Here is a 17,504-nt window from a genome sequence, read left to right on the forward strand (position 1 = left end):
TTTGCTTCCCCGAGGCAGAGCCCAGCCTAGGCGGAGTTACGGTGGTCGGGCAGTACAGCGAAGGAGACCACCGCCATGGAGCACCACCCCCTGTCCGCCTGGCTCGCCGGGGCCGCGAACGCCGCCGGGGGGCAGGGGCCGGGGATGCTGCGGATCGTGCTGATCGTGATGATCCTGGGCTGTGCGCTGACCGCCTGGTTCCTGCTGCGTGGCTACAGACGGAAGGACGACTGACGCCACGCGAAGGTTCCCCGCCGGGCCCCGGGGCCGGGCCCGGGGCGGCACGTGGGAGCGCCCGCGGCACGAACAGGCGGAGTCGGGGTGATCGCGCGAGGGGCGCCCGCTTACGATGAGCCGACGTCTTTAACCCGCCCACACGCGATAGGTCCTGCCGAAGATGAGCTTCCACAGCACCGCTGCCCAGTTGGTCACCCTCGCCGCCGAGGGCGAGGAGCACGGCGGAAACCATGAGAGCCTCAGCCCCTACCTCACCGGCGGCGGCGCGCTCTTCATCCTGCTGCTCCTGCTGTGGATCACGACCCGCTTCAACCGCGACCGCTGACCCGCGGGGCGTCCCGCCGAGGGCGCCCGGGGGACCACGGGGGCGGCCGGAAGCCCTCATGCAGGGCCGGTAGGGTCTGCACGCATGGGAGAGCAGGACATGCCTAGCGGTCCGGCGGACGAGACGCCGCGCGACCCGGCACAGGAGACGGCGAGCGGCACCGAGCGGCACTCGGAGCCCCGCCGTGCCTCCGCGGTGGCCCCCCGGGCCGACGGCCCGGGACGGAGTCCTTCGCGTCCGGGCAAGCGCCGACTCGGCGTCATGGGCGGCACCTTCGACCCCATCCACCACGGGCACCTGGTGGCGGCCAGCGAGGTCGCCGCGGCGTTCCACCTCGACGAGGTGGTCTTCGTGCCGACCGGCCAGCCCTGGCAGAAGAGCCACCGCAGCGTCTCCCCGGCCGAGGACCGCTACCTGATGACGGTCATCGCGACCGCCGAGAACCCGCAGTTCTCCGTGAGCCGCATCGACATCGACCGCGGCGGCCCCACCTACACCGTGGACACCCTGCGCGACCTGCGCGCGCTGAACCCCGACACGGACCTGTTCTTCATCACCGGCGCCGACGCGCTCGCCCAGATCCTCACCTGGCGGGACAGCGAGGAACTGTTCTCCCTGGCACACTTCATCGGGGCCACCCGGCCGGGCCACCACCTGGACGACTCCGGGCTGCCGGAGGGCGGTGTCTCGCTGGTGGAGGTCCCCGCCCTGGCCATCTCCTCCACCGACTGCCGCGCGAGAGTCGCCAAGGGCGACCCCATCTGGTACCTGGTGCCGGACGGCGTCGTGCGCTATATCGACAAGCGCGAGCTGTACCGCGGCGAGTGAGCCGAGAGGGGCACCGGTGAACGACCGATACGACGCGGGGGCCGCGGGATACGGGGCCGACCAGTACGAGCTCGTGGGCTACGACGAGTTCGGCCAGCCGGTCTACCGGCAGGTCCAGGCACAGCAGACCCGCGGGCAGAGCTACGATCCGTACGCCCAGCAGCACCAGCAGGGCTACGGCTACGACCCGTACGCCCAGCAGCAGGGGCAGCAGTCCCCGCCCGGGTACGCCTACGGCACGGACGGCCGGCAGCCCGCCTCCGACTACGGCTCCTACGACCCGTACGGCACCACCCCGCAGCAGGGCGCCCCGCACGACCCCTACGGCCAGGCCACCGCAGCCGACGGCCGGTACCCCCGGGTCGCCGAACAGACCGCCCAGCACACCGCCCACATCCCGCAGCAGGCCGGCCCGGACCACGACAGGGAAGCCCCCGCCGAGCAGCAACGGGACTACCACACCGAGCAGTTCGCCTTCGTCGAGGAACCGGACGCCAACTCCGAGGACGTCATCGACTGGCTGAAGTTCACCGAGAACCGCACCGAACGCCGCGAGGAGGCCCGGCGCCGGGCCCGCAGCCGGATCGTCGCCCTGACGGTCGTCCTCGCGCTCGTCGCGGCCGGCGGCGTCGGCTGGCTCTGGTACGCGGGCAAGCTGCCCGGCCTGTCCGCCGAGGACTCCAAGACGGGCTCGGCGACGGCCGCGGGCGCCCAGAAGCGCGACGTGATCGTCGTCCACCTGCACGACACCAAGGGCGGCGGCACCTCCACGGCCCTGCTCGTCGACAACACCACCACCCAGCGCGGCACCACCGTCCTGCTGCCCAACTCCCTCGCCCTGACCAGCGACGACGGCACCACGACGACGCTCGCCAAGTCGGTCGAGGACGACGGCTCCGACGGCACCCGCGACGCGCTCGACACGGTCCTCGGCACCGACATCGAGGGCACGTGGCGCCTGGACACGCCCTACCTGCAGAACCTCGTCGACCTCGTCGGCAACATCGACGTCGACACCGACGCCGATGTCCCCGACCCGGCCGCCAAGAAGAAGGGCGAGGCCCCCCTGGTCAACAAGGGCCAGGACCAGACCCTCAGCGGCAAGATGGCGGTCGCCTACGCCACCTACCGCGCACCCGGCGAGGCCCAGAACGCCCAGCTGGAGCGCTTCGGGCAGGTCATGCAGGGCATCCTGCGCAAGATGTCCTCCGACCCGCAGGCCGCGACGACCACGATCCAGACCCTCGCCCAGATCCTCGACCCGTCCCTCACCGACAAGGACCTCGGCACCTTCCTCGCCGGGCTCTCCGACCTCGCCAAGGGCGGCGACGTCAAGACCGACCTGCTGCCCGTCCAGAACGACGGCACGCTCAGCACCCAGGCGAGCGCCGGGATCGTCAAGAACGTCCTCGGCGGCACCGCGAAGAGCCCCGACAAGGACGCCGCGGTCAGCGTCTCGGTCCAGAACGCCACCGGCGTCGAGGACAACACCGAGAAGGCCCGCGTCGTGCTCCTCAACGGCGGCTTCACCTTCCTGGAGAGCGGCACCGGCACCGCCCGGGCCACCTCCCGGGTCGTGTACGCCGGCGCCGCCGACAAGGCGAACGCCGCCGAGGTCGCCAAGACCCTGGGCCTGCCGGCGGGCTCCGTCACCAAGGGCAGGACCTCCGGCAGTGCCGACGTCTCCGTGGTCCTCGGCCAGGACTACGAGCCGTCCGCCGGCTAGCCGGCGGGAGCGCGCTCCCCACGTGATCTCCGTAATCGCGTGGGGGGCCCGGGGCGGTCCGTGAGACCCTTGGTGTCAAGTGACCGCCGACCGAAAGCCATGCAGTGACCCTGACCGACCGCTCTCACGAGCTGATCAACACCGCCGCCCAGGCGGCCGCAGACAAGCTGGCACACGACATCGTCGCCTACGACGTCAGTGACGTGCTGTCCATCACTGACGCCTTCCTGCTGGCCTCCGCACCCAACGACCGCCAGGTCAAGGCGATCGTCGACGCGATCGAGGAGAGCCTCTCGAAGGAACTCGGCGCGAAGCCGGTGCGCCGCGAGGGCGACCGCGAGGCCCGCTGGGTGCTGCTCGACTACGTCGACATCGTCGTCCACGTCCAGCACAGCGAGGAGCGCGTCTTCTACGCCCTGGAGCGGCTGTGGAAGGACTGCCCCGAGCTCGACCTGCCCGAGGAGGCCAAGGCCACCCGCGGCAAGGCCGAGGAGCACGCCAAGCTGCGGGCCGCCGAGGAGGAGGCGGAACTGGACGGTGACTGGCGGTGACCTCCTCCCGTGAGGCGTCCGCCGGGACGGGCCGCTGCCGCCGCATCATCCTCTGGCGGCACGGTCAGACCTCGTGGAACGTGGAGCGCCGCTTCCAGGGCAGCACGGACGTCGAACTGACCGAGACCGGCGTCGCCCAGGCCCGGCGTGCCGCCCGGCTGCTCGCGTCCCTGAAGCCGGACGCCCTCGTCGCCTCCGACCTGCGGCGCGCCGCGGCCACGGCCGCCGAGCTCGCCGCGCTCACCGGCCTCGACGTCTCCCACGACGAGGGGCTGCGGGAGACCTACGCGGGCGTCTGGCAGGGCCTGACGCACGAGGAGATCATCGCCCGGTACGGCGAGGAGTACGCCGCGTGGAAGCGCGGCGAGCCGGTGCGCCGCGGTGGCGGCGAGCTGGAGACCGAGGTCGCCGACCGCGCGGCCCCGGTGGTGCTCCGGCACGCCGAGAAGCTGCCCGACGACGGCACGCTCGTCGTGGTCAGCCACGGCGGCACGATCCGCACCACCATCGGCCGCCTGCTGGGTCTCGATCCCCGCAACTGGGAGAGCCTCGGCGGGCTCTCCAACTGCTGCTGGTCCGTGCTGGGCGAGGGCGCCCGTGGCTGGCGTCTGCTGGAGCACAACGCCGGCACCCTGCCCGAAGCGGTGCTCGGCGACGACGACTGACCCCGGATTTCACTTTCCGGCAGGTCGCAGGCTAAAGTTCTTCTTGTTCGCCCCGCCAGCGGGGAAGGACAGAGGGGCTATAGCTCAGTTGGTAGAGCGCCTGCATGGCATGCAGGAGGTCAGGAGTTCAATTCTCCTTAGCTCCACGTCAAGATCCCGTTCCCGGTGTGGGGGCGGGATTTTTCGTGGTTGGGCTTGAGTCACTCGGGCACGCTGAGGCGTATACCTCTACGGCCCCGCCGGGTGGCGTGTCCGGACTGGTACTGAGGCGTCGCTGACCGTATTGGTCCTGCCGTGGCAGAATCAAACGGCCGGAAGGGGGCGCGGCCCGACGGGAGGAGTAGTGATGCCTGCGAGCATCCTCGAGGAGGTCGACCACCTCCTCGAAGCAGCGTTCACACGGGACATGTCCACCCGACTCAGCTGCCCTTCCTGCGGTTCCGGGCACGTGGCCCAGATGCTCGGCGACAACGGCGGGATCTCCTACGTGTGCACGGCCTGCGGCCACAGCTGGAGCTGATCGATGGGTGCACACAGGCGGAAGTGCGACTGGTGCGGCAGCGGGACTCCGATCGTCCGCGACATGGAACCGATCAATCCCGACTACCAGTACTGGTGCGAGGAATGCGCGCGGGCGCTGATCATAAAAGGCGACCCGATCGAGACGTACCGCGAGTTGGAGGGCGAGCCGATCTACGGACGGCTCCTGGAGGAGCACTGCACGCTCAAGCGGTTCTATTCGTTCGTGACGGCCTGACGCCCGAAGGTTCGACATAACGGGCATATCGGGCAAGGGGAAACCGATTTGGTGTTGGGCCCCCAGGACCAGTAATGTTGGCGTCGCGGCCAGGGAAACCGGGCGGAACACAGCAAGGGGCTATAGCTCAGTTGGTAGAGCGCCTGCATGGCATGCAGGAGGTCAGGAGTTCAATTCTCCTTAGCTCCACAACAGATGAGAAGGCGGGCCATCCGATCGGATGGCCCGCCTTCTTGTTGTGCTGATGCGTGCGGCGGGCCTCCCCGGAGGGAAGCCCGCCGGTGAGGCCCGCCGGTGCGTGTGCTCAGCGGCCGAGAGCGCGGCGGCCGCGGCCCTGGGAGAGGACCGGGAGGTTGCGGGACGGCGCGCCCTGCGGGCCCGTCTCCTCGATGCGCAGCGCCAGCGCTGGGCAGCGGCGCACCGCGCGTAGAGCCTTCGCCTCGGCGTACCGCGGCACTTGAGCCTGCGCCACGGTGGGGAAGCCGTCGGCACCGAGCTGGAACACCTCGGGGAGGATGTCCGCGCACAGTCCGTGGCCCCGGCACAGGGTCCAGTCGACGTAGATCTTCTGGCGGCTCGCGCCGCTCTCCTCGGGCTCGCCGCCGCCCGGGATGCCCGTAGCGGCCCTGCCTCCCTCGAAGAGCGGCAGAACGCCCTCCACGGGCCGTCCGCAGCCGTTGCCGAGGACATGGGCGGCCAGGTCGTCCGTGAACGCCTTGATGGTCGACTCCAGGAACATCGCCGAGCCGTCCGGGTGCGAGCACGCGCCGCGCCGCTTCACGTTCTTGGCGACCTGCTTGAGCGCCTCCAGGGCGGCCGGTCCGCCGCCGTTGAGGATGTCCTCCATGCCGCGCGCGGCGGCCGGCAGGCCGAGGTAGCAGGGGCCGCACTGGCCCGCGCTCTCCTCGGCCAGCCACTGCGCCACCCGCAGCGACTCGCCCAGCGGGCAGGTGTCCTGAGTGATCGGCAGAATCGCGCCGGCCCCGAGCGCGCCGCCCACCGCGTCGAGGGAGTTGCGGGAGACGATCGCCTCGTTGACCGTCGCCGCGTCGATCCACTTGCCGTGGTAGCCACCGGTGAGTACGCCCTGCGGCACCGGCGGCGCGCCCGCCAGCTGCAGGACGTAGCGCAGCGGCACGCCCGTCGGGACCTCGATCACCATGGGGCGCGCGACCGCGCCGGAGACCGTGAGCATCACGGTGCCGGGCTCGTCGTAGAGGCCGGTGTTGCCGTAGCGCTCCGGGCCGATGCGGGCGGCGATCGCCAGCTGGGCGAAGGTCTCGGCGTTCGACAGCAGGGTGGGTGCGCCGCCGACGCCGTTCTGCGAGGCGCTGACCTTGCGGCCCGGCGGGATGGCCGGGCCGCCGTCGATCGAGCGGATCAGCGACGCGGCGGCGCCGGTGACCATGCGGACCGGGTTGCGCTGGACGCGTGCGCGCAGGGCCGATCGGCGGCCGTTGCTCAGGCCGCGCTCGGACAGCGCCGCCTCCATGGAGCGCTGTGTCGACTCACGGGTGACCCCCACCACGAGCGTGCGGGCACCCAGAGCCTCGGCGCACAGCAGCGCGCCGTCCAGGATGAGATGCGGGGCACGGTTGATCAGTACCGTGTCCTTGCGGCAGGCCGGTTCGTCCTCGCTTCCGTTCACGACGACGACCGGCCGGACGCCGCGCTTGATCGCCGCTTCGGCGACCGAGCGCAGCTTCTTGTGGAAGGGGAAGCCCGCGCCGCCGCGGCCCTTCAGGTTGATGCGTTCGGCGAGTTGAGCGAGCTGCTCGCCGCCCATCGGCTCGAGCGGCCCGTGCACCTTGAGGTGCATGGGCAGATCGAGCCGATCGACAAGGTCGAAGCCCGACGTGAGCTGGGGAAGGCCGACCACGCGGACTTCGGGTACGTCGGGCAGGGCCTCGTTCACTTAAAGCCTCCGGAAGGCGTGTTCCAAGGTTCGCCCGATCCCGGAGCGTCGAAGTCGTAGGACGCACCGGGGTTTGTTTCATTGGCGGGACCGCTGTTGTACGTGTCGTTCGGGTAGTACGTGCCGAAGGCGGCGTTCGACTCACCCGTGTCGTACACGTCACTCGATCCGTAACCGGCGGCGCCTGGATTGCCATAGGCCGGAATGCTTTGTCCGGTGTCCTGCAGGGGGTCGTAGGGCGGGATGTTGAAGCCCGTGTCCTGGAGCGGGTCGTAGGCGGACGGCGGGGCCTCGCCGACCGGCGGCGGGGACGGGATGGGCCAGCTGCCCGAGGTGCTGGAGGAGCCGTCCACGGTCGGGATGGTCTCGGTGGGCTGCATGTCCAGCGGGAGCTGCATGCTGGTGGTCGGCCCGGGTGCGAAGGCCTGCCCGCCCTGGGGCGGCCCGGAGACGGCCCGGTAGGCGGCGGCGAAGCCGTTCGCCGGCTCCTTGGCCGCGGGGCGCTCCGCCTTCTCGTAGAGCGGACCCGACGGGGACGCCGCGGAGCGTGCGGGAGTCTCCCGGCCCTCGTAGCCGGGCAGTCCGGAGCCACCGCCGACCCGGGCGCGGCTCTCCTCCAGGTCCCTGCGGGCCTGGCTGTCGCCGGCCCCGATCATCGAGGTGATCTTGTCGGCGACCCGGCGCTTGACCTGGCGCGGAGCCGCGCGCAGGGCGAGCGCTCCGGCGACGCCGGCCAGGGAGAGGCAGTACAGGATGACGAAGATCGGTTTGGCGGAGCGACCCGCGTAGAGTCCGTGCACCAGGGCGGCACACCAGGCCGGGTAGGCCAGCATGTGCATGGCCCGCCAGCGCGCCGCGACGGGCGCGGGGGACGCGAAGCGGTTGCGCAGCACGCCGGTGATGCCCACGAAGATCATGAGCATGCCCGCCAGGGTGCCCAGGCCGATCAGGAACGACCGGCCTCCGACCAGCTCCTCGTCGGTGAACACCAGCCCGAAGGGGATCACCGCGGCGATCCACGAGGTGTGGGACAGCGCCAGCTTCACACCGATGTGCACCAGCAGGAAGGCGATCGAGGCGACGGCCGTGGTCCGGTGCACGGCCTGCGCCAGGATGCGACGGCGCGTGTCGAGGAGGACCCGGTCCTGGGCGACCAGGCCCCAGATCACCGAGCACGTCAGACACACGAGGGACAGCACGCCCGCACCGAAGTTGAGGAACTCGGCGAACGAGTCGTCTGCCGTGGAGTCGTAGGGGTTCACGACAAGCCTCCCCACGTCCCGGCGGCCGGGTGTAGGGAGGTGTTACTGCGATGAGGGTTCATGGGGGCAACTCCGAGCGGTTCGGGAAAGCAGCGGTCCCGCTGCCGAACTCTAAGCGGAGTGATACCGATCAGTACGAGGTTTGAGTTATTGCGTTGTTATCAAAGGACAATGTGGCCGTTGCAATGTCCTTTAGTGGATGTTACGCGAAGTAACCATTGACCTTGGTTCAGCTTTTCGGGTGCCTGGGCGGCCCTCGGAAGCGCGTCGCGGCGCGCTGAGGGCCTGCGGTACCCTAGCGCCATGCGTGCCGTACGCCTTCTGCTTAGCGGGCCGCGCTGATCAGTCCCGGCCACCGGAGAAACCGAGTGGCCGGCATCGGCGCGGCGTCCCCTCCTGTGTGAGGGGATTTTTCGTTTCTCGAACCAGACACCCGCGGCAGAGACGATCGATGGAGCTTTGAGGATCATGAGCGAGACGAACCCCGCCGCCACCTCCGAGGTGGCGGCGCCGCACCGCTACACGGCCGCCATGGCTGCCGAGATCGAGGCACGCTGGCAGGACTTCTGGGACGCCGACGGCACCTACGCCGCGCCCAACCCCAAGGGCGACCTGGCCGGTGACCGCGAGATCGCCGACCGCCCCAAGAAGTTCATCATGGACATGTTCCCGTACCCCTCCGGTGCGGGCCTGCACGTCGGCCACCCCCTGGGCTACATCGCCACGGACGTCTTCGCGCGCTTCCAGCGGATGACCGGCCACAACGTCCTGCACACCCTGGGCTTCGACGCCTTCGGCCTGCCCGCCGAGCAGTACGCGGTGCAGACCGGCACGCACCCGCGCGTGTCCACCGAGGCCAACATGGAGAACATGAAGGCCCAGCTGCGCAGGCTGGGCCTGGGCCACGACAAGCGCCGGTCGTTCGCCACGATCGACCCGGACTACTACAAGTGGACCCAGTGGATCTTCCTGCAGATCTTCAACTCCTGGTACGACCACGACGCCCGCCGGGCCCGCCCGATCGCCGAGCTGGTCGCCGAGTTCGAGTCCGGTGAGCGGCCCGTACCGGGGCACACGCGCGCGTGGGGTGAGCTGAGCGCCGCCGAGAAGGCCGATGTCCTGGGCGAGTTCCGGCTGGCCTACGCCTCCGACGCGCCGGTCAACTGGTGCCCCGGGCTGGGCACCGTGCTGGCCAACGAGGAGGTCACCGCCGAGGGCCGCTCCGAGCGCGGCAACTTCCCGGTCTTCAAGGCCAAGCTGCGCCAGTGGAACATGCGCATCACCGCCTACGCCGACCGGCTGCTGGAGGACCTGGACGCGCTGGACTGGCCCGAGGCCATCAAGCTGCAGCAGCGCAACTGGATCGGCCGCTCCGAGGGTGCCCGCGTCGACTTCCCCATCGACGGCGAGCGCATCACGGTCTTCACCACGCGCCCGGACACCCTGTTCGGCGCCACCTACATGGTCCTGGCGCCCGAGCACCCGCTGGTCGAGAAGTTCACCCCGGCCGCCTGGCCGGAGGGCACCCACGAGGTCTGGACCGGCGGTCACGCGACCCCGGCCGAGGCCGTCGCCGCCTACCGTGCCCAGGCCGCGTCCAAGTCCGACGTGGAGCGCCAGGCCGAGGCCAAGGACAAGACCGGCGTCTTCATCGGCGCCTACGCGACCAACCCGGTCAACGGCGAGCAGGTCCCGGTCTTCATCGCCGACTACGTGCTGATGGGCTACGGCACCGGCGCGATCATGGCCGTCCCGGCCGGTGACCAGCGCGACTTCGAGTTCGCGCGTGCCTTCGAGCTGCCGATCCACTGCATCGTCGAGCCGACCGACGGCCGCGGCACGGACACCGCCACGTGGGAGAACGCCTTCTCGTCGTACGACGCGAAGATCATCAACTCGTCGAACGACCAGGTCAGCCTGGACGGCCTGGGCGTCGCCGAGGCCAAGGCGCGCATCACGGAGTGGCTGGAGCGGGCCGGCGTCGGCGAGGGCACCGTCAACTTCCGGCTGCGCGACTGGCTGTTCAGCCGCCAGCGCTACTGGGGCGAGCCCTTCCCGATCGTCTACGACGAGGACGGCATCGCCCACGCGCTGCCCGAGTCGATGCTGCCGCTGGAGCTGCCCGAGGTCGAGGACTACAGCCCCCGCACCTTCGACCCGGACGACGCCGACACCCAGCCCGAGACGCCGCTGTCGCGCAACGAGGACTGGGTGAACGTCACGCTGGACCTGGGTGACGGCCGCGGCCCGCGCCCGTACCGGCGCGAGACCAACACCATGCCCAACTGGGCCGGTTCCTGCTGGTACGAACTGCGCTACCTGGACCCGCACAACTCCGAGAAGCTGGTCGACCCGGAGATCGAGCAGTACTGGATGGGCCCGCGCGAGGGCATGCCGCACGGCGGTGTCGACCTGTACGTCGGCGGCGCCGAGCACGCCGTGCTGCACCTGCTGTACGCGCGCTTCTGGTCCAAGGTCCTGTTCGACCTGGGTCACGTCTCCTCCGCCGAGCCGTTCCACAAGCTGTTCAACCAAGGCATGATCCAGGCCTACGTCTACCGTGACAGCCGGGGCATCGCCGTGCCGGCCGCCGAGGTGGAGGAGCGCGACGGCGCCTACTGGTACCAGGGCGAGAAGGTCTCCCGGCTGCTGGGCAAGATGGGCAAGTCCCTGAAGAACGCGGTCACTCCGGACGAGATCTGTGCCGAGTACGGAGCCGACACCCTGCGCCTGTACGAGATGGCCATGGGCCCGCTGGACGTCTCCCGGCCGTGGGACACGCGCGCGGTGGTCGGCCAGTTCCGCCTGCTGCAGCGGCTGTGGCGCAACATCGTCGACGAGGCCACCGGCGAGGTGACCGTGGCCGACACCGAACCGGACGAGGAGACGCTGCGTGCCCTGCACAAGGCGATCGACGGGGTCCGCGGCGACCTGGAGGGCATGCGCTTCAACACCGCCATCGCCAAGGTCACCGAGCTGAACAACCACCTGACCAAGGCGGGCGGTGCGGTGCCGCGCTCCGTCGCCGAGCCGCTGGTGCTGATGGTCGCGCCGCTGGCCCCGCACATCGCCGAGGAGCTGTGGCGCAAGCTGGGGCACACGGACTCGGTGGTGCACCGGGACTTCCCGGTGGCCGACCCGGCGTACGTCGTCGACGAGACCGTGACCTGTGTCGTGCAGATCAAGGGCAAGGTCAAGGCCCGCCTGGAGGTCGCTCCGTCGATCTCCGACGACGAGCTGGAGAAGGTCGCGCTGGCGGACGAGAAGGTCGTCGCCGCGCTGGGCGGCGCCGGGATCCGGAAGGTGATCGTGCGCGCGCCGAAGCTGGTGAACATCGTTCCGGCGTAGCAGGCAGGACGTGAGGGCCGCTCTCGGGGTGGTCCCCTACGGGCAGGTTCGGGGTTTTTCTGGAACTCCGGACCTGCTCGTTGCGTTTACCGTGGAAGAGCGACGCGAGGCGCCGTGACGTCCTGAGGAGGAGCCCTTGTGGAAGCAGTGATCGCAGTCTTCGCCCTGCTCTTCGTGCTCATTCTCGGGCTCGGGGCGTACGCCACCGTGAAAGCGGTCGGCGCCGCCAAGCGCGGCGTGGACCGTGGCATCACCCAGGCCCGCCGCACGGTCGAGGACCACACACTGCGCGCCAAGTCCTTCGCCCAGCCCGGCGCCGCGGGGGAACTCGCCCAGCTCCGGCTGAAGCTGCGCACCTCGATGCGCGCCACCCAGGAGGCCCTGCACGCGGCCGTCGCCGAGGACGAGTCCCTCAAGGAATCCCTCGGTCTCTTCGAGCGGCTCAGCGTGCACGGGCGGGAGCTGGACGACGAGCTCAAGCGACTGGAGTCCGAGCCGGACCGCGCCGCGCTCACCGAGCGCCTGCCCGGGCTGCGCGAGCGCACCGAACGCGTCACGCACTCCGCGGACTCACTGCGCTGGGCCGCCCGCGACCGGGCCCGTCGCTTCGCCGACGACGACCTGGACACCCTCAGCGCCCAGATCGACGTGGAGTCAGGCGCGCTCCGGCACTGGACGGCACCGGACCCGCAGCCCGTGCGGTCCGCATCCGCGCAGCAGCCGGCGCCTTCCCGGCAGCCGGGCTCACCCCCGCCGCCCGCGGCCTCCCCGTGGCCCGAGGCGCCCGCCGCCGACGCCGGCACGGCCGGGCAGACGTGGCAGGACGGCGCGCAGCCGGGCCCGGCACAGGAACCGGCACGGCCCGCCATCACGCCCCCGGGGCCGCGGCTGACCCACCCTTGGCAGAAGAAGCCCCGCCCCGAGAGCACCACTTGATCCGGCCACTCGTACCGCAGGCCGCGGGGGCCGGGCTGCCACATGAGCGCTACGGCAGGTAACCTCCAGCTCATGTCCCGCCATGTCGCGATCGTCACCGATTCAACGGCCTACCTGCCGACCCGGACGATGGAGCGTCACGGCATCACGGCGGTCCCCCTGACCGTGGTCCTCGGCGACCGGGCGCTGGAGGAGGGCACCGAGATCTCGACCCGCGCCCTCGCCCAGGCTTTGCAGAAGCGGCGCTCCGTGACAACCTCGCGGCCGGCTCCCGCACTCTTCGAGGAGACGTACCGCAAGGTCGCCGAGTCCGGCGCCACCGGCATCGTCTCCCTGCACCTCTCCGCGGAGCTCTCCGGTACCTACGACGCGGCCGTCGTGGCCGCGCGGCAGGCCCCGGTGCCGGTGCGGGTGGTCGACACGGGCATGATCGCGATGGCGCTCGGCTTCTGCGCGCTCTCCGCGGCGCAGGCCGCGGAGTCGGGCGGGACGGTCGACGAGGCCGTCACCGCCGCGGAGAAGCGGGCCGCGGGCACCTCCGCCTACTTCTACGTCGACACCCTCGACTACCTGCGGCGCGGCGGACGTATCGGTGCCGCGCAGGCGCTGCTGGGCTCGGCGCTCGCGGTGAAGCCGCTGCTGCAACTGGCCGACGGCCGTATCGAACCGCTGGAGAAGGTGCGGACCGCGTCCAAGGCGATCGCCCGCCTCGAGGAGATCGCGGCCGACCGTGCGGGCAGCGCCCAGGTCGATGTCGCCGTACACCATCTCGCCGCCCCGGACCGGGCGTCGGCTCTCGCCGACCGACTGCGGACCCGGGTGTCCGGGCTCGCCGATCTGCATGTCAGCGAGGTCGGCGCGGTGATCGGGGCGCACACGGGGCCCGGGCTGCTGGGGGTTGTCGTTTCGCCCCGGTGAACGTTGCTGTGCGGCGGCGTCCGCTCGTGTGAGTGGCGGAGTTTTCCACAACCGGGGTGTCGTCCCCGGGAATCGACCAAGATCATCGCGAGTGGGCCGAGGTGGCCGATCCTCGTCGCATGGCACTTCGATCACGTTCACGCACAGCGACCGCGACCAGTGGGCCGGGCCGTGGGCCGGCGTCCGACGGGCGCGTCCGTCACCACCGGCGCCCGCCGATCGCGCGCGGGCGGGCCCGGCAGCGTCAGGCCTCCGCGGAGGAACTGCGGCGGCGGGCGGGGGTGTTGTTCGACGACCACACCGGGCACGCGGGGTTTCCGCAGCGGGCCGAGCCGGGCGAACGGCCCCGGGGGCACCGGGAGTCGGGGCAGGGACCGCCGGGCTCTGCCGAGGAGGCAGGGAACCGGCGACGGGCCGGTGGTCACGGGACCGTCGTCCAGCCCGTGGACGTCCTCTCCGAGCCGTCCGTTCCCGAGCCCGTGGGTGTCCGTCCCGAGCCGGCCGTTCCCGAGCCCTTGGGCGTCCGTCCCGGGTCGGCCGATTTGCAGCCCGTGGGCGTTCTCGCCGAATCGGTGGGCGGGGGCGGCAGCACAGCGGGCGGCGCGTGGCGGGAGCGGGCCGGCCTGGTGGCGCGGGAGCGCATGCCGCTGTGGTTGCAGACCAGGTGCGGTCTGGAGCGACGGAGTGTGCTGGCCCTGACGGTGGTGCTCGTCGTGGCGGCGGCCTTCGCCGTGCAGCACTTCTGGACGGGACGGACGCAGTCCGTGAAGCCGCCGGAGGTGGTGCGGGCGGCCGTGCCGTACGGGGAGCGGCAGGAGAGCGGGCCGGACAGGGAGCAGCGGAACCCGGGCGGCGCCGGCACGTCCGCCGGGGCTTCGTCCGCCCCGGTGAGGACCGGGGCGGACGCGGGGGAGATCGTCGTGGACGTCGGCGGCAAGGTCCGGGACCCGGGGATCCACCGGCTGCCGCCCGGTTCGCGGGTGGCGGACGCGCTGCACGCGGCGGGCGGGGTGAAGCCGGGCACGAACACCGACGGGCTGAACCGTGCCCGGTTCCTCGTGGACGGCGAGCAGGTCATCGTCGGGGCACCGGCCCCCGCCGGCGGGCCGGGGGCGGGCGGTACGGCTCCCGGAGGCCCGGCCGGTGCCACCGGGAGCGCCGCCGGTGCCGCGGCGGGTGGGGCGGCCGTACCGGCGGCTCCGGTCTCCCTCAACACGGCCACCGCGGACCAGCTCGACACCCTGCCCGGCGTCGGCCCGGTGCTGGCGCAGCACATCATCGACTACCGCACCCAGCACGGCGGTTTCCGTTCCGTGGACGAACTGCGCGAGGTGAACGGCATCGGTGACCGCCGTTTCGCCGACCTGCGCGCCCTCGTACGGCCATGAGGAGCCTCCACGGTCCGCCTCCGCGACCGGACGAGGCCGCGGCCGGTTCCCGTCCCGCCCGGTCGTCCGTGCACGCCTCCTCCGGCACGCGTCTCGGCACCGCCCGGCCACGCCAGGAGGGCCCGGCGGACCTGCGGCTCGTGCCGCCCGCCCTCGCGGCCTGGGGCACGTCGGCCCTGGTCCTGGGCGCATCGCCGAAGTGGGCGGTGGGCCTCGTGGCCGGCTGTCTGGCAGCCGTCGGACTGCTGCTTGTGACCAGGCGGCACCGGGCTGCCCGGCACTGGCCCGCGCGGCACCGGGTCGCGTCGTGGCCGTGCGCCACGCTCGCCGCCGTGCTGCTGTGTGTCGCCGCGGCGGCCGCCTCGGCCGGGCTGCACGGGGCGGATCTTCGCCGCGGGCCCGTGCCGGGCCTGGCGCGGGCGTACGCGCCGGTGACCGCCGAGGCCGAGGTGACGTCCGACCCGCGGCTCACCCGGCCGAGGGTCAGGGGCGATCACGTGGCTCCGACGGCCGTGCTGATCGAGGCCGACGTGCGGCGCGTCCACGAGGCGGGCGGCACGGCGGTGATCACACGGGCACCCGTGCTGATGATCGTCGACGTGGTCCCGGCCCGGCCCGGCCGGGTGTCCGAGGGGCGGGGCCGGTCGCCGTGGCTCGGTCTGCTGCCGTCGACGCGGCTGCGGGTCAGCGGGCGGCTGGCCCCTGCGATGACCGGCGGCGACCGGGTCGCGGCGGTACTGCGGGTGCGGGACCGGGACGAACCGCACGTGGTGGGGGAGCCCTCGGGACCGCAGCGGTTCGCCGGACGGTTGCGTGCCGGGCTGCGGCAGGCGACCGACGGGCTGCCGGCGGACGCCAGGGCGCTGCTGCCGGGCCTCGTGGTCGGGGACACCTCGCGGGTCACACCGGAGCTGGAGGAGGCCTTCGAGGAGACCGACCTCACGCACACCCTGGCCGTGTCCGGGGCCAACTTCACGATCCTGCTCGCGCTGCTCCTCGGACCGCCGGGCCTGGCGCAGCACGTCGAGCGGCGGGGGCTCGCGCCTCGGCTCGGTATCTCCCTGCGCGGGACGGCGGTGCTCGGGGGTGTGCTCTCGCTCGGATTCGTCGTGGTGTGCAGACCGGACCCCAGCGTGGTGCGGGCCGCGGCCTGCGGAGCGGTGGCACTGCTCGCCCTGGCGACCGGCCGCCGGAGGTCGATGATCCCGGCACTGGCCACGGCGGTACTGCTGCTGGTGCTGTACGACCCGTGGCTGGCGCGCAGTTACGGCTTCCTGCTGTCGGTCGTCGCGACCGGCGCCCTGCTCACGCTCGCGCCGCGCTGGAGTGCCGGGCTGCGGCGGCGCGGGGTGCCGCCGAGGTGGGCCGAGGCCCTGGGTGCGGCCGCTGCCGCGCAGGCGCTGTGCGCGCCCGTCGTCGCCGTGCTGTCGGCGCGGGTCAGTGTGGTGGCAGTGCCGTGCAATCTGCTCGCGGAGTTCGCGATCGCGCCGGCGACCGTGCTGGGGTTCGCGGCACTGGCGACGGCGCCGGTGGCGATGCCGGTGGCCAAGGCGCTGGCGTGGTGCGCGCACTGGCCCGCCGCGTGGATCGCGCGGATCGCCCGGGCCGGGGCGGCGCTGCCGGGCGGGGGAGTGGACTGGCCGGGCAGCTGGACGGGTGCGGCGCTGCTCCTCGCCGTGATCCTGGCCCTGGTGCTCGTGGGGCGGCGGCTGCTCGGACATCCCTGGTGGTGCGGGCTGTGCGGAGTGCTGCTGGCTCTGGTGGTGGTGCAGCCGCCCCCGTTGACCCGGGTGGTCACGGGCTGGCCGCCGCCGGGCTGGCGGCTGGTGATGTGCGACGTGGGGCAGGGCGACGCACTGGTGCTCGCGGCGGGCGAGGGGGCCGGCGTGGTGGTGGACGCGGGGCCCGACCCGCAGCTCGTCGACCACTGTCTGCGCTCACTGGGCATCAGCAGGATTCCCCTGGTCGTGCTCACCCACTTCCACGCCGATCACGTGGCGGGCCTGCCGGGGGTGCTGCGTGGACGGGCGGTGGGCGCGATCGAGACGACGGGCTTCGAAGAACCGGCCGACCAGGCCGCGTTCGTACGGAGGCTGGCGGCGGCGCGGCGGATTCCCATGACCACGGCAGCGGTCGGGGAGCAGCGGCGGGCGGGGGAGTTGTCCTGGCAGGTGGTCTGGCCGCCCCCGAGCCCACCGCCGGACTCGTCGCCGGGCACGCCACCCGGGGCGCCTCCGGGGGTGCCTCCCGGGGTGCTTCCGGCCCACCCGGTGCCGGAGGGGCCGAACGACGCCAGTGTCGCCCTGCTGGTCCGCACGGCCGGCCTGCGCCTGCTCCTCCTCGGCGATCTGGAGCCCCCGGCGCAGCGGGCGCTGGCACGCTCGCCTGCGGCCGAAGCGCTGGAGGGTGTCGACGTGCTGAAGGTCGCCCACCACGGCTCGGCCTACCAGGACCCGGACCTCATAAGCCGAGTGGCCCCGCGGCTCGCGCTCATCTCCTGCGGTGCGGACAACTCGTACGGGCATCCGGCGCCCGGCACCGTGGCGGCGCTGCGCGCCGGGGGCGCGGCGGTGCTGCGGACGGACCGGGACGGCGCGCTCGCGGTCACCGGAGGGGGCGGTGAGCTGAAGGTGGCGCGAGACTGAGGG

General features: G+C 72.1%; 15 protein-coding genes and 2 tRNA genes. 15 read left to right on the forward strand and 2 right to left on the reverse strand.

What is annotated here, in order from left to right:
• Positions 1–75 precede the first annotated feature (75 nt).
• The 10 genes from AB0937_RS03455 (at position 76) to AB0937_RS03500 (ending at position 5,278) form a co-directional block, all read left to right on the forward strand.
• The gene (locus tag AB0937_RS03455; RefSeq protein WP_366709249.1) at positions 76–234 is read left to right on the forward strand and encodes a hypothetical protein; all 159 of its coding nucleotides are present in this window, start codon (positions 76–78) and stop codon (positions 232–234) included.
• 163 nt (positions 235–397) lie between these two features.
• Positions 398–562 carry a hypothetical protein gene (locus tag AB0937_RS03460; protein ID WP_003990192.1) on the forward strand — a complete coding sequence of 55 codons (165 nt, stop codon included), beginning with the start codon at positions 398–400 and terminating at the stop codon, positions 560–562.
• An 84-nt stretch (positions 563–646) separates the two neighbouring features.
• Entirely contained in the window at positions 647–1,390 is a 744-nt protein-coding gene (gene nadD / locus AB0937_RS03465) for a nicotinate-nucleotide adenylyltransferase (RefSeq protein WP_366709250.1), read from the forward strand.
• 16 nt (positions 1,391–1,406) lie between these two features.
• Positions 1,407–3,116, forward strand: a complete 1,710-nt coding sequence (locus AB0937_RS03470; RefSeq protein WP_366709251.1) for an LCP family protein — start codon at positions 1,407–1,409, stop codon at positions 3,114–3,116.
• 104 nt (positions 3,117–3,220) lie between these two features.
• Positions 3,221–3,667: a ribosome silencing factor gene (gene rsfS, locus AB0937_RS03475; RefSeq protein WP_366709252.1), complete on the forward strand. Its 447-nt coding sequence runs from the start codon at positions 3,221–3,223 to the stop codon at positions 3,665–3,667.
• Positions 3,664–4,332 (forward strand): histidine phosphatase family protein, encoded by a 669-nt coding sequence (locus AB0937_RS03480; RefSeq protein ID WP_366709253.1) that lies wholly within the window; start codon positions 3,664–3,666, stop codon positions 4,330–4,332. The genes rsfS and AB0937_RS03480 overlap by 4 nt, the downstream gene beginning before the upstream one ends.
• Before the next feature lie 73 nt (positions 4,333–4,405).
• Positions 4,406–4,478: transfer RNA gene (locus AB0937_RS03485), tRNA-Ala, on the forward strand.
• 200 nt (positions 4,479–4,678) lie between these two features.
• A complete protein-coding gene (locus tag AB0937_RS03490) occupies positions 4,679–4,852 on the forward strand; it encodes a hypothetical protein (protein WP_344453471.1) in 174 nt (57 codons plus the stop codon).
• Between the two features lie 3 nt (positions 4,853–4,855).
• Entirely contained in the window at positions 4,856–5,089 is a 234-nt protein-coding gene (locus tag AB0937_RS03495) for a hypothetical protein (RefSeq protein WP_006136074.1), read from the forward strand.
• Between the two features lie 116 nt (positions 5,090–5,205).
• A tRNA-Ala gene (locus tag AB0937_RS03500) sits at positions 5,206–5,278 on the forward strand.
• A gap of 115 nt (positions 5,279–5,393) precedes the next feature.
• Here AB0937_RS03500 and AB0937_RS03505 read toward each other — a convergent pair.
• A complete protein-coding gene (locus tag AB0937_RS03505) occupies positions 5,394–7,004 on the reverse strand; it encodes an NADH-ubiquinone oxidoreductase-F iron-sulfur binding region domain-containing protein (RefSeq protein WP_366709254.1) in 1,611 nt (536 codons plus the stop codon).
• Positions 7,001–8,266: a cytochrome b/b6 domain-containing protein gene (locus tag AB0937_RS03510; RefSeq protein ID WP_366709255.1), complete on the reverse strand. Its 1,266-nt coding sequence runs from the start codon at positions 8,264–8,266 to the stop codon at positions 7,001–7,003. The genes AB0937_RS03505 and AB0937_RS03510 overlap by 4 nt, the downstream gene beginning before the upstream one ends.
• 468 nt (positions 8,267–8,734) lie before the next feature.
• Here AB0937_RS03510 and leuS point away from each other — a divergent pair, with 468 nt between their 5' ends.
• The 5 genes from leuS (at position 8,735) to AB0937_RS03535 (ending at position 17,501) form a co-directional block, all read left to right on the forward strand.
• Entirely contained in the window at positions 8,735–11,614 is a 2,880-nt protein-coding gene (gene leuS, locus AB0937_RS03515) for a leucine--tRNA ligase (RefSeq protein ID WP_366709256.1), read from the forward strand.
• A gap of 138 nt (positions 11,615–11,752) precedes the next feature.
• Complete coding sequence (locus AB0937_RS03520) at positions 11,753–12,550, forward strand: hypothetical protein (protein ID WP_366709257.1); 798 nt, start codon at positions 11,753–11,755, stop codon at positions 12,548–12,550.
• 72 nt (positions 12,551–12,622) lie between these two features.
• The gene (locus AB0937_RS03525; protein WP_366709258.1) at positions 12,623–13,468 is read left to right on the forward strand and encodes a DegV family protein; all 846 of its coding nucleotides are present in this window, start codon (positions 12,623–12,625) and stop codon (positions 13,466–13,468) included.
• A gap of 119 nt (positions 13,469–13,587) precedes the next feature.
• Positions 13,588–14,856 (forward strand): ComEA family DNA-binding protein, encoded by a 1,269-nt coding sequence (locus AB0937_RS03530; protein WP_366709259.1) that lies wholly within the window; start codon positions 13,588–13,590, stop codon positions 14,854–14,856.
• Complete coding sequence (locus tag AB0937_RS03535; RefSeq protein WP_366709260.1) at positions 14,853–17,501, forward strand: ComEC/Rec2 family competence protein; 2,649 nt, start codon at positions 14,853–14,855, stop codon at positions 17,499–17,501. Before AB0937_RS03530 ends, AB0937_RS03535 begins: the two co-directional genes overlap by 4 nt.
• The last annotated feature ends 3 nt before the right edge of the window (positions 17,502–17,504 follow it).

The organism is Streptomyces sp. NPDC047880, assembly GCF_040706515.1.
In the GTDB taxonomy this organism is placed as follows: domain Bacteria; phylum Actinomycetota; class Actinomycetes; order Streptomycetales; family Streptomycetaceae; genus Streptomyces.

What these genes read in the sequence shown, in the direction of transcription:
- AB0937_RS03455 (WP_366709249.1), top strand. Translation starts at nt 76, where the DNA reads ATGGAGCACCACCCCCTGTCCGCCTGGCTCGCCGGGGCCGCGAACGCC.
- AB0937_RS03460 (WP_003990192.1), top strand. Translation starts at nt 398, where the DNA reads ATGAGCTTCCACAGCACCGCTGCCCAGTTGGTCACCCTCGCCGCCGAG.
- nadD (WP_366709250.1), top strand. Translation starts at nt 647, where the DNA reads ATGGGAGAGCAGGACATGCCTAGCGGTCCGGCGGACGAGACGCCGCGC.
- AB0937_RS03490 (WP_344453471.1), top strand. Translation starts at nt 4,679, where the DNA reads ATGCCTGCGAGCATCCTCGAGGAGGTCGACCACCTCCTCGAAGCAGCG.
- AB0937_RS03495 (WP_006136074.1), top strand. Translation starts at nt 4,856, where the DNA reads ATGGGTGCACACAGGCGGAAGTGCGACTGGTGCGGCAGCGGGACTCCG.
- leuS (WP_366709256.1), top strand. Translation starts at nt 8,735, where the DNA reads ATGAGCGAGACGAACCCCGCCGCCACCTCCGAGGTGGCGGCGCCGCAC.
- AB0937_RS03525 (WP_366709258.1), top strand. Translation starts at nt 12,623, where the DNA reads ATGTCCCGCCATGTCGCGATCGTCACCGATTCAACGGCCTACCTGCCG.
- AB0937_RS03530 (WP_366709259.1), top strand. Translation starts at nt 13,588, where the DNA reads ATGGCACTTCGATCACGTTCACGCACAGCGACCGCGACCAGTGGGCCG.
- AB0937_RS03535 (WP_366709260.1), top strand. Translation starts at nt 14,853, where the DNA reads ATGAGGAGCCTCCACGGTCCGCCTCCGCGACCGGACGAGGCCGCGGCC.